Origin of the sequence: Agrobacterium sp. ICMP 6402 (genome assembly GCF_009498615.1) — a bacterium.
Lineage (GTDB): Bacteria > Pseudomonadota > Alphaproteobacteria > Rhizobiales > Rhizobiaceae > Agrobacterium > Agrobacterium burrii.
In genome coordinates this window covers 870,164-882,319 of the sequence record NZ_QSNV01000001.1, presented here as the reverse complement: position 1 = coordinate 882,319, position 12,156 = coordinate 870,164, and the positions used below count along the sequence as shown (strand labels likewise).

Here is a 12,156-nt window from a genome sequence, read left to right as displayed (position 1 = left end):
GTGTTTCCTCCCTCGCCTGCATGCTGCGTACCCGCCTCGCCCCGCTCCCCGCTACTTGGTGAGCGGGGCTTTTTCTGCGACCGGCAGTGCGAAGGGCTTTCAGCCCTGGCGTTCGGGAACGTGAACGACGAGACCGTCAAGCTCGTCTTTCATCTTGATCTGACAGGAGAGACGCGAGGTGGGGCGCACGTCAAAGGCGAAATCCAGCATATCCTCTTCCATCGGCTCCGGCCCGCCGACACGCTCCGCCCAGGCGTCATCGACATAGACATGACAGGTCGCGCAGGCACAGGCGCCGCCACATTCCGCATCGATGCCCGGAATGGAGTTGCGCACGGCGTTCTCCATGACGGTGGAACCGTTGCTCACATCGAGTTCATGGGGCGTGCCGTCAAAGGCGACGATGGTCAGTTTTGTCATGCCGGAATCCAAAATGGTGATCTAAGAACTGTTCTAAACACATAGAAAGGCCGGTTCGCCTTGGCAACCCGCTTCCAGGGCGCACAGGCTGAACCGGCCTTATAAAATGACAAATTTGATGAACTCCGCCTCAGCGGCAGAGCTTGAGGATAAAGTTTTCCGCCTCGACGATGGTTGCCGCGAGTTTCGCAATTGCCGCGCTGTCCTTGCCCTTGTCCTCTACCGCAGCTGCGGCGGCGGAAACAGCGGGGGCGCCGACGGCCTGTGCGGCACCCTTCAGGCGGTGGGCTGTCGCCCTCACGGTCTTGTCGTCAGCGTCGGCAATTTCATGCAAGGCGGCGCGGGCATTGCGGCTGAACAGTTGCAGCACTTCGATTTCCAGATCCTTGTCACCCATCGTCTGACGGGCAAGATGATCGAAATCGATCGGCTTTTTCGTAACGGCCGGCGCACCGCCGCAATTATCCGGAGCTTCGAAAGCAATACTGACCGCTGCCATGGCTGAAATTCCTTGTTCCGCCGTTTCTTGTTTCGTGTCACATCTGTGTCGTATTTACGCATCCAAACCGGTGCTATCGGCTTAAATTACGGCGTGACGCGGGCGAAAATCTTCTGCTATGGTTAATTTATGTTAAACTTATGCGAAACAAGGCGTTCAGGGCGAAACTCAGGTTTAAAAACTGTTAAAAAGCCGACACTTCGCTACCGTCTCAAATCCGCATTAATTGTTTCGAACACCTAAATGTGTCACTACGGTACTGCCGTTCCTGCGAGGCTTGAGTGCAAGCTTTGTTATTACGGCACAGTGATGTAATTTCGCCCGAAAGCTGGACCACCAGCAATTCGGGATTTGGTAAATGGCGGAATTGTTTCCTTTAACGGGATAATGTTCCGCCGGCATGATGGCGGCAGTCCGCTTGCAGGTTGCAAGTGGTCGAACGGCATGAAGCCGGGCGTATGTGTAACGAGGCGTAACCGCATGGCGAATAACAAGATCAGCGACTCTGTCGACGAGACTGCATTTCAGGCGTTGGAAGACGCCCTGCAGCTTGGTGCTTTCGAAGAAAAGCCGGAATCGCGGAAAACCGCAGCGCCAAAGCAGCCGGAGGCCAGATTGAAGGAAGCAAGCCGACAGACCCCTGCTCCCGAGGCCGCCCGCGCGCCTGCAGAACAGGCACCCAAATCGCCCAATCTGGAAGCGGCCAATGACGGCTCCAAGCGCAGCCCGGCGATGATCCTGAAATCGCTGGAAGGCGGCTCCATCGGCGGCGCACTCCGAAATGCGACGATCATGTCGGTCATCTGGGCGCTTGGCGGTCTCGGTGTCGCCCATCTTCTTTACGGTAACGCGCTGTGGAATATCGCCTCGATTGCCGATCTCACCGCAATCCCCGGCCTGATGGCGATCGTCGTCGGCATTCTCGTTCCCGTCATGCTGTTCTTCGCCTTCGCGATCATGATGGCGCGTGCCCGCGATCTGCGCAACGCTGCCCGGTCAATGGCTGAAGTGGCGCTTCGCCTTGCTGAGCCCGAAACGGTTGCCTCCGACCGCATCATGTCCGTCGGCCAGGCGGTTCGCCGCGAAGTCTCGGCCATGAATGACGGCATCGAGCGCACCATTGCGCGTGCGACGGAACTGGAAACGCTGGTCCATTCGGAAGTCAACGCGCTTGAGCGCAGCTATGCCGACAATGAATTGCGCGTGCGCAGCCTCGTGCAGGAACTGACCGCCGAGCGCGACGCCATCGTCAACCACGCCGAGCGTATCCGCTCGTCCATCGTGGGTGCGCAGGAACAGATCAAGGAAGAGCTTTCCATCGTCGGCGAAGAGCTTTCGATGCGGCTTGCCACCTCCGGTGAAGCCTTCGCCTCGATGATCGATACGCGCTCCGCAGCACTGCTCGAAAAATCCCGCGCTTCTACCGAAGCAATGGGCAGTCTTATCGCCGCCAAGACCGAAAACCTGCTTCAGGCATTGAATTCCTCGGGCTCGACGCTGTCGAACGAATTCGACATGCGCCTGCACAATCTCGCCTCGACGCTGGACGAGCGCGGTGAAGTTCTGCTCGAACGGTTCGCGATCCATGCATCGACGCTGGATAGCGGTGCTGAAAGCCTCAACAGCGCGCTTGAAGAACGCACCCGACAGCTTAACGAAACGCTCTCCACCCGCACGCTCGAACTCAACCGCAATATAGATCGCGGTCAGCAGGTCATCGGCAGTTCGCTCGACACCGTGCTCGACAAGCTCTCTGCCTCGCTCGAGGAAAAGGGTCTCTCCTTCCGCCAGAGCCTGCAGAGCACGGCTGATGATGCGATCATGGATCTCGATCTGCGTTCAGGCCTCTACGAAGAGCGTCTGCAAGCGACGGTCGGCCAGGTCAACTCCGCCTTCGACGAACATGTGGCGGATTTCGCCAGCGCCTTCGACCAGCGCGCCGGCAGCCTCGACAGCAAGCTGATGGAAAGCCTTGCCCGCATCAACGAAACGGTTGCCGGCGGCTCGGAAGCCCTCGACACCATGCTGAACAGCGGTCTTGAGCGCATCGGCAATACCATGACCGATCAGTCTCTGGCGCTGGCAACCGCGCTGGGCACGGGCCAGGAAATGCTTGAAAGCGCGCTTGAAATCCGCACCCGCGAGTTCAGCGACGCCATCGGCCAACGCACTACCGAAATTACCAATGCTTTCGCCAATTCGCACGAGAAGATCGACGGCGTTCTGGCGGAACGCAGCAATGCCCTGTTCGGCGCGCTTTCGGCCAGCCAGGACCGTTTCGACGAGGCGCTCGCCAGCCGTTCGCTGGCCATTACCGGCTCTGTCTCCGGCACGGCCGAGCGCCTTGCCATCATGCTCGACGAACGCGCAGCCGCCATCAACAGCGTTGTTGCCGATGTCGAGCGCCGTCTGTCGGAAACGCTCGAAACCCGGGCGGCTGCCATCACCGGCGCCGTTTCCGGTATCGAGGACCGCATTTCCGACACGCTGGAAAGCCGCACGGCCGCATTGCATGACGTTGTTTCCGGCGCGGAAAGCCGCATCGCCGAAACGCTGGATGGCCGCACGGCTGCTCTTTCCAGCACGATTTCCGGTGTCGAGGAACGCATCGCCGACACGATGGACAGCCGCACCCTGTCGCTTGACATGACCTTTGCCAATGTCGAGGAAAGGCTTTCCGAGACACTCGACAGCCGTACCTCCGCCCTCACCGGCATCGTCGCAAGCGCTGAAGAGAAGATCGCCGGCGCACTCGACAGCCGCACGGTTACCCTCGGCGATGTTGTTGCCGGCGCAGAAACACGTATCGCGGAAACGCTGGACGGTCGTACCGCAGCGCTTAACGCCGTGGTTTCCGGTGCGGAAGAACGCATCGCCGATACGCTTGACAGCCGCACCATGGCGCTCGACATGGCATTTTCCGGGGCAGAAGAAAAAATCGCCGATGCGCTGGATATGCGCACCGCAGCCCTTGGCCAACTGGTGGCCGGCGCCGAGACCCGTATTGCCGGCGCGCTCGACAGCCGCACGGATTCGTTGAAAAACGTCGTTTCCGGCGCGGAAGAGCGGATCACTGACGTGCTCGACAGCCGTACCATGGCGCTGGACATGAGCTTCTCCGGCGTAGAGGAAAAAATCGCCGACATTCTCGACAGCCGGACCGCCGCCCTGCACGGCGCCGTCTCCGGCGTCGAGGACCGTATTGCCGGTGCACTGGACAGCCGTACCGCTGCCCTTTCCGGCATCGTCTCTGGTGCGGAAGAACGTATCGCCGATGCGCTCGACAGCCGCACCATGGCGCTCGACATGACGATTTCGAGTGTCGAGGAGCGGATTGCCGAGGCGATGGATGCGAGAACATCGTCGCTTTCGCTTGCGGCGGCCGGTGTCGGCCAACGCCTCGAAGCCACTGCGTTTACACTTGAAAACGCCCTTGCCAGCGGTCACGAGCGGCTGGAAACCATGCTCGGCTCGCAGGCGGAACGCATTGCCGGTTCGCTGGAGCGCAATAGCGGCCTGATCGAGCAGAGCGTTTCCGGTGCGGCCAACCGCATCGAAACCGTTGTGGAAGATGGCAGCAGCCGCTTTGCGCAGACGGTGGAAGAAGGCGTTTCCCGCCTCGAAACCAATCTGTCGCAATCGCATGAGGACATCCGCACCGCGCTCGACCAGCGCCACGCGGATATTGCAGCGACGCTAAGCTCCGCCACCACACAGATGGGTGACATGCTCTCCGAGCAGGCGATGATGATCGGCACCACTGTCGCCTCCAGCGCCAGCATGCTCGAACTGTCGCTCGAAACCCAGCAGGACACGCTGCAGAAGGCAATCGACGGAAGTGCTGCGACGCTCGAAGAACGTCTTCGCAACAGCGCTGGCGACATCGCCGTCAAGATCGGTGAAGCCGCCCGCGAAATCGGCGGTGCGACAGACGCCCTCTCCTCCCGCATCGAAACCTCGATCGGCAACGTCACTACCCGTCTCGATGAGACCGGTGCGCGTATCGAAACGTCGCTCGACACGTTGCAGGCGCGTGTCGGCGGTGATCTGGCCAATGTGAACACGTCGATTGAAGATTCGGGCCGTCGCTTCGCCGAAGCACTCGAGGACAAGACTGCGATATTTGCCCGCACCAGCGACGAAGCTGCCGAGCGTATCACCGGTATTCTGGACGAGCAGACGACACGTGTCTCCGACACCTTCGAAAGCCGCACGAGCCGTCTGGCCGAAACCTTCGATACCGGCACGGCCCGTATCGACGAACGTCTCGGCACCATGGACCGGGCGCTGACTATCGGCCTCGAAAACGTCAACCGTACCATTGAAGGCAAGGCCAGCGATCTCGCGGTCAGCCTGCGCGGCGCAGTCGTCTCCGCCACCCAGAACATCGGTGACGAAGCGGCTCGCTCGTCTGCCCTGCTCGCCAAGTCCGGCTCGGAATTTGCCGATCAGGTCCAGGCGCAGAACGAGGCCTTCACCAAGGCCATCGAAGAGCGTTCCGGCGAGATCGTCAACCGCATCTCGGATGCGCAGACGCGCCTTTCCGGCCAGGCCGCTGCCGTCGCCCAGACCTTCTCCGAGGCCGGCAACATCATCGTCAACAAGGTTGCCGAAGCTGAAGCCGTCGTCCGTTCTCAGGTCGGCGTCATCTCCGAGACGCTGACGGGTGTCGAATCGGCCCTCGATGCGCGTGGCGAATCCATTCGCTCGGCGCTGGATAACCGCACCCGCGAACTCAACTCGATGCTGGCCAGCCGTTCTGCGGAACTGTCACGCCTGATCGAGGAGAAAGCCAAGCCGGTGGTCGACGAATACGCCACCATTGGCCGCGAAGCTGCCGAAAAGATCGTTTCCGCCGCTCAGCAGAGCGCAGAACTTCTGTCGCAGAGCAACAGCGGCATGGTCGGCATGGTGGAGCAGGCAATCAGCGATTACGCCAATGCCGGCACGGATGCGGCGAGCAAGCTTGTCGCCGCCACCCGCCAGAGCACCGACATGTTGTCGCAGACCCATACCGCGATGGCGGATGCCGTCGAACAGGGTATCGACAAATATGCCCGCTCGGGCAGCGATGCGGCCAACAAACTGGTTGCCGCCACCCGCCAGAGCACGGATATGCTGTCGCAGACCCATAACAGCATGGCGGAAATCGTCGAAAAGTCGGCATCGAACTTCAACTCCGCCGTCGAGCGCGCCGCACAGGAATTCGGCACGGCCGACGAAGCGCTGAATGCGTCTGCGACCCGCTTCTCCGATAGCGCCTCGCAGGCCGCCGATATGGTGTCCAGCTCCAGCCGTCTGCTTGAAGGAAAAATCGACCGCCTGTCGAATATTTCCGGCCAGACACTGGCGCAGGTTGCCGGCATCGTTGGACGTTTCGAAGAACATTCGAAGGTGCTGAGCCAGGCGTCCGAGCTGCTCAATGCGGCGCAATCGAGCCTCGTCGGCACGCTGGAGGAACGCCAGGATGCGCTGCGCAGCCTGTCCGTCGGCCTCGTCAAGCGCTCCGAAGAGATCGAAAGCGCCATGCGCAACGTCGTCGGTGTGGTGGAAACCACGCTCAACGAGGCCGAGGAGCGTTCGCAGAACGTCGCCGGCAATCTGCGCGACAACCTTCAGGCGTCCTTTACCGATATCGGCCGCTCGCTGGATGAAACCGAACAGCGCGCCCGCTCGGCGGCACAGACCATGCGGGGCGCCCTGCTCTCTGCCGGTCAGGATGCCAGCCGCTCGATCGAAAGCACACTTTCCGACGCGCAGAAATATTCCGACGAGCTGGTCAACCGCCTGCGTGGCGGCGTCGAATCGTCGCTTTCCGAAGTCGACAATCTTCTGGGCAGCGCCTCGGAAAAATCCAATGCGGCTGCCGCCAACCTCAAGGAAACGCTGCGTCAGGCCGTCGAAGAAGCCGTCAGCCGTTTTGCCGGCGCAACCGACGAGATCCGCCGCTCCAGCCATGATATCCGCCGCGAGCTGGATGCGACCCGCGCCGAACTGAAGCGCGGCGCATTCGACCTGCCGGAAGAAGCCAAGGAAAGCGCTGCCGCCATGCGTCGCGCCGTTTCCGAGCAGATCAAGGCCTTGCAGGATATTTCCCAGCTCGTCGGTCGTTCGACCCACCAGATGGAAATTTCCGAACCGGTGGCCCGCGCCATTGCTGCAACCCAGCCAGCCGCCGAGCGCCGCGTCGAGCCGCGTCCACAGCCGGCGGCCTCTGCTCCGGTGCAACAGCGCCCGGCACAACCGCAGCCTGCCCCCGCACCTGCTGTACTGCGTGGTTCCCTGCCGCTTGAGAATCGCCAGGTCGAAAACCGGCAAACCGAAAGCCGTCAGGCACCCGCTCAACCGGTTACGGCCAACCCCGCCGGACGTCGTGAAGAAGGCGGTGGCTGGATCAGCGATCTGCTGCGTGGCGCTTCGCGTGACGGTCAGGAAGCCTCTGCGGCTTCCGCTCCCCGCGCCAGCGCCGAACAGCAGCCGACCCGCGCGGCCGACACTCGCAACCCGCGACATATGGTCGAATCGCTGAACTCGCTCTCCGTCGACATCGCCCGCGCCATCGACCACGATGCCTCGGTGGAACTGTGGCGGCGCTACCAGCGCGGCGAGCGCGACGTCTTCACCCGTCGCCTCTACACGCTGAAGGGCCAGACGACGTTTGACGAGATCAAGCGCAAGTATGAGCGGGAAGCCGAATTCCGCACCGCCGTGGACCGCTACATCACGGACTTCGAAAAGCTGCTCGCCGACGTGGCCCGCACCGACCGCGACCGAAGCGTCACCCAGTCCTACCTCACCTCCGATACCGGCAAGGTCTATACGATGCTTGCCCACGCGGCGGGCCGGTTCAATTGATCTGATTGACGCAAAAACAATAAAACCCCGGTCTTTCGACCGGGGTTTTTCTTTTTGAATTGCTGACTGTTTCGTCGCTTTTCAACGACGTGAACTTATTCGGTTACGCTGAAATCAAAGGTCGAACGTGCCCGTCGCAACCCGAACCGCATGCCCACCGATGCGGGCGCGGGCGATTTCGCCGTCCTTGATGTCCATGCGCAGGTGGATGTGGGACGGCCTTTCCATTTCCACGCCCTGCTCTATCAGCAGCGGATAGTGACCATCGGTCAGGCCGTCGAAATGATGGATGGCGCCCGAGAGCGCGGCGGCTGCCGAGCCGGTGGCGGGGTCTTCCGAAATCCCCATATCCGGAGAAAACATGCGGGCATGGAACTTCGCCGCATGATTGACGCCGCCGCGACAGTAGATATAGGCCGCCGTCAGGCGTCCTTCGACCAATGGCGCGGTTCGCAGCCACAGATTGGCGTCGAAATCCATGTCCCTGATAGCGGCGATATTGTGCAGCGGTACAGCCAAGAAGGGCACGCCCGCCGTCCAGATCGACGGCACGTGGTTTTCAAAGCCGAGATGGGCTTCGCTGACGCCCAGCGCATCGGCAAGAGCTGCATGATCGAGCGGCAGGTCAACGCGGGACGATTTTCGCGGCAGGTCGAATTCGGCGAAGCTGACCGCGCCGGCGCGCATCTTCACCGCGCAGCGAACGGGACCCACTTTCTCTTCCAGCACGCAGACCATATCGATATCTTCATCGCCATCCTTGCGGTTGCGCTCGGCGATGGCGACCGCCGCGCCGACGGTCGGATGTCCCGCGAAGGGCAACTCGCCTGATGGCGTGAAGATGCGCAGCGACGCCGCATGGGCGGGATTGTCCGAACGGTTGACGAACACGGTCTCGGACAGGTTCATTTCTCTCGCGATCGCCTGCATCGTCGCCTGATCCAGATCATCCGCGCCATACATGACCGCGAGCGGATTTCCCGCCATTTTGGTCTCGGTAAAGACATCGTAGATATTGTAGCTCAGCACCAAATCCGTCTCCTGCCATTCATCCCACGGCCTGCTTGCAGCAAACTGCATCAGGCCGCCCTGCATCGCAACCCTTGTCGGAGAGCGGAAATCAAGAAGCTGTGGAACGGTGCAGCGCAATGGCGCGGTGGGGGAACGTCTCACTGCCCGAAAGGCCTTGTCGCCAACCGTCGTCTTCATGTACCAAGGATCGTCCTGCGGCTTGTGATCTACCGTTTTCATCGACGTTTGGGGATTGCGAGCCGCTTCAACAGGTTACAGCATCGTTTGCAGGCCTTCTCAGGTCTGCGCCGTTGTCGAGGGAAGCGGATGTCGCATTCTAACTTTTCACTGTCCTTCGTCGCCTCCGCAACCGAGGAGGCGCAGACGGCGATGGAGGCGCTGAAGGGCGTCTACGGCAACACGTCGTTTGAAGAGGCGGAAGTGATCGTGGCGCTCGGCGGCGATGGCTTCATGCTGCAAATCCTCAACGAAACGATGAACTCCGGCAAGCGTGTCTATGGCATGAACCGGGGATCGGTCGGCTTCCTGATGAATGATTATCGAGTGGAAGGACTGCTGGAGCGTATTGCGGTTGCGACCGGCAATGATTTCCATCCGCTGCGCATGACAACGACGGATTCGGATGGCGATGAGTTTACGGCCCTTGCCATGAACGAGGTCAGTCTGTTCCGCCAATCCCATCAGGCCGCCAAGCTTCGTGTCGAGGTGGATGGCAAGGTACGGCTGGAAGAACTGATATGCGATGGCATGATGGTGGCGACGCCCGCCGGCTCCACAGCCTACAATTTTTCCGCCCATGGACCTATCCTGCCGCTCGAATCGCCGCTGCTCGCGCTCACCCCGGTCAGCGCGTTTCGTCCGCGGCGCTGGCGCGGCGCGCTTTTGCCGAATAAGGTGACGGTCGATATTCATGTGATGGAGCGGGATAAACGCCCGGTGAATGCCGTCGCTGACCATACCGAGGTGAAATCCGTTCGTCATGTTCGGATCGCACAATCGCAGGACCGGACGGCCAGAATTCTCTCGGATTCGGACCGTTCCTGGTCCGACCGGGTTCTTGCCGAACAATTCAACAATTGACGTCAACCACCGATAATGGCCATGCAACTGAAAAAAACTATCCTCGCTGCCCTCCTCCTTATTACCGCCGTGTTGCCTGCACGGGCGCAGGCGATCGATGCATTGCCGGTGTCGGCGATCTTCGTTGTCAGCAGCGGCATGTGGGAAGAGCAGAATCTGGAACCGGTAAAGGGCGCTGATGGCCAACTGCGGCCACCACCTGCAACGCCGACACGCGGTTATTACAAGGTGGTTGCGATCCGCCAGAGCGATGGCACAGCGAAAATCTACCTGCAGCGCATCGTCTTTACCGCAGATGGACCGAACCTGCTCGAGAACGTCGAGCTGGAAGAGTTCAACCAGATGAAGTCCTATGTCACGGATGTTCGCCCCGAAAGCTCGAACGGCGCTTCCGCCTCGCCCGGCCTGTTCGTCACCGTTTATCTGAAAACAGACCCTATGGCCAAGGAAGCCGAAAGCTGGACGATCCTGATCGACGAGCTTGGCGAGATGAAGATCGAGAAAGCCTCGAACTGACGGCTAAATATTAAGCTCATGCGATCCGGCCAGAACTGCGCCGAAATGGTGTTTCCACAGCCTGGCACCAAGTTCGCCGCTGCGGTCGAGGCTGGAGCCGACCGTCAGCCACGGTAACAGCGTGGGGTGCAGTCCCGCATCGAACAGCGAAAATCCGGCCGCCAATACGCAGGTATCAGCCTGAATGCCGCAGACCAGCACCCTGTCGGGCTTGAGAGACAGGAGATGGTCGACCGCATCCTTCGGCGGCGCATAACCGTGCTTGATGAATATGCGATCCGCGGCGACGAGCGACACATCATCCCTGCCCGGCTTCCAGCCCAGTTGCCGCTCGAAGGGGGTTACGCTCTCATCATGACGCTCGACGGTGGCAATGCTGACCATCCTAGCTGCAAGTGCCGATATTTCCGCCACCAGCGCAGCCGGTGGATTGAAGCTCGGCTGAACGTCGACGATGTAGAGCACCTGTTTCATGCATAACCTCCAAAGAAAAACCCCTCGCAATGGCTTGCGAGGGGCAATTTCTCGATCGACGCGACTGGCGTCTTAATCGATATCCGACACTTCCACGTCCGCGCCACCGCTGATGCGATGCGCGAGAGCGGCTTCCATGAATTCGTTCAGATCACCGTCCAGCACGTTGCCGGGCGCAGTGCTTTCAACGCCCGTGCGCAGATCCTTGACCAGCTGGTAAGGCTGCAGAACGTAGGAACGGATCTGGTGGCCCCAGCCGATATCGGTCTTGGAGGCCGCCTGGGCGTTGGCCGCATCTTCCCGCTTTTGCAGTTCCACTTCATAGAGGCGGGCGCGCAGCATGTCCCACGCCTTGGCGCGGTTCTTGTGCTGCGATCGTTCCTGCTGGCAGGCAACCGCAATACCGGTCGGGATGTGCGTGATGCGCACGGCCGAATCTGTCGTGTTGACGTGCTGGCCGCCGGCACCTGACGAACGGTAGGTATCAATGCGGCAATCGCTTTCGTTGATGTCGATCTGGATCGAATCATCGACGACCGGGTAAACCCAGACGGAAGAGAACGATGTGTGGCGGCGCGCATTGCTGTCATAGGGCGAGATGCGGACGAGACGATGCACGCCCGATTCCGTCTTCAGCCAGCCGAAGGCATTGTGGCCCTTGACGAGGATCGTCGCGGACTTGATGCCGGCCTCTTCGCCGTCGTGAACTTCCAGCACCTCGACCTTGAAGCCTTCGCGGTCGGCCCAGCGGGTGTACATGCGCAGCAGCATGTTCGCCCAATCCTGGCTTTCCGTGCCGCCGGCGCCGGAATGCACTTCGAGATAGGTGTCATTGCCGTCCGCTTCGCCTGACAGCATGGCTTCCACCTGACGGCGGTTCGCCTCGCTTCTCAGCGCCTTCAGCGCGTCTTCGGCGTCCTTGACGATCTCGTCGTCGCCTTCCATCTCGCCGAGCTCGATCAGTTCGACATTGTCTCTGAGCTGCTGCTCAAGCGCCTTGACGCCGCTGATGCTGTCATCCAGCTGCTGGCGCTCGCGCATCAGCTTCTGGGCCTCGGTGGCATCGTTCCAGAGGGTCGGGTCCTCTGCCTTGTTATTCAACCAGTCCAGTCGTCTTATCGCCTGGTCCCAGTCAAAGATGCCTCCTCAGCAGGCTTATGGCCTGCTTGATTTCGTCGACTACGTTCACGATTTCATTGCGCATTTCGCTGGTTCTTCGCCTTCATTGAAACTTGTTGCTCAAATAAATGCGGGGGGCGCGGATGTAAAGACCCGCGCCC

Annotated in this window: 8 protein-coding genes; 3 read left to right on the top strand and 5 right to left on the bottom strand. The window is 60.7% G+C overall.

Features of this window, described 5'->3' with window-relative positions; translation table 11 throughout:
* Positions 1-99 precede the first annotated feature (99 nt).
* Together DXT96_RS04440 and DXT96_RS04435 are read right to left on the bottom strand one after the other, a co-directional pair.
* A complete protein-coding gene (locus tag DXT96_RS04440) occupies positions 100-420 on the bottom strand; it encodes a 2Fe-2S iron-sulfur cluster-binding protein (protein ID WP_149897695.1) in 321 nt (106 codons plus the stop codon).
* 130 nt (positions 421-550) lie between these two features.
* Complete coding sequence (locus DXT96_RS04435) at positions 551-919, bottom strand: Hpt domain-containing protein (protein ID WP_153513625.1); 369 nt, start codon at positions 917-919, stop codon at positions 551-553.
* 480 nt (positions 920-1,399) lie between these two features.
* Here DXT96_RS04435 and DXT96_RS04430 point away from each other — a divergent pair, with 480 nt between their 5' ends.
* Complete coding sequence (locus tag DXT96_RS04430) at positions 1,400-7,774, top strand: hypothetical protein (protein ID WP_153513624.1); 6,375 nt, start codon at positions 1,400-1,402, stop codon at positions 7,772-7,774.
* A 114-nt stretch (positions 7,775-7,888) separates the two neighbouring features.
* Here DXT96_RS04430 and DXT96_RS04425 read toward each other — a convergent pair whose 3' ends face one another.
* Positions 7,889-8,806 (bottom strand): PhzF family phenazine biosynthesis protein, encoded by a 918-nt coding sequence (locus tag DXT96_RS04425; RefSeq protein WP_153513623.1) that lies wholly within the window; start codon positions 8,804-8,806, stop codon positions 7,889-7,891.
* Positions 8,807-9,007: 201 nt separating this feature from the next.
* On the opposite strand from DXT96_RS04425, the gene DXT96_RS04420 reads away from it, so the two are divergent.
* Together DXT96_RS04420 and DXT96_RS04415 are read left to right on the top strand one after the other, a co-directional pair.
* A complete protein-coding gene (locus tag DXT96_RS04420; RefSeq protein WP_371418787.1) occupies positions 9,008-9,886 on the top strand; it encodes an NAD kinase in 879 nt (292 codons plus the stop codon).
* 21 nt (positions 9,887-9,907) lie between these two features.
* A complete protein-coding gene (locus tag DXT96_RS04415) occupies positions 9,908-10,402 on the top strand; it encodes a hypothetical protein (protein WP_149897698.1) in 495 nt (164 codons plus the stop codon).
* Positions 10,403-10,405: 3 nt separating this feature from the next.
* Here DXT96_RS04415 and DXT96_RS04410 read toward each other — a convergent pair whose 3' ends face one another.
* Together DXT96_RS04410 and prfB are read right to left on the bottom strand one after the other, a co-directional pair.
* Positions 10,406-10,876: a cysteine hydrolase family protein gene (locus DXT96_RS04410; RefSeq protein ID WP_153513622.1), complete on the bottom strand. Its 471-nt coding sequence runs from the start codon at positions 10,874-10,876 to the stop codon at positions 10,406-10,408.
* Between the two features lie 72 nt (positions 10,877-10,948).
* A protein-coding gene (gene prfB, locus DXT96_RS04405; RefSeq protein ID WP_149897700.1) for a peptide chain release factor 2 occupies positions 10,949-12,080 on the bottom strand; the annotation gives its coding sequence in 2 pieces (ribosomal slippage) (positions 10,949-12,010 and positions 12,012-12,080; 1,131 coding nt in all).
* Between the last annotated feature and the right edge of the window lie 76 nt (positions 12,081-12,156).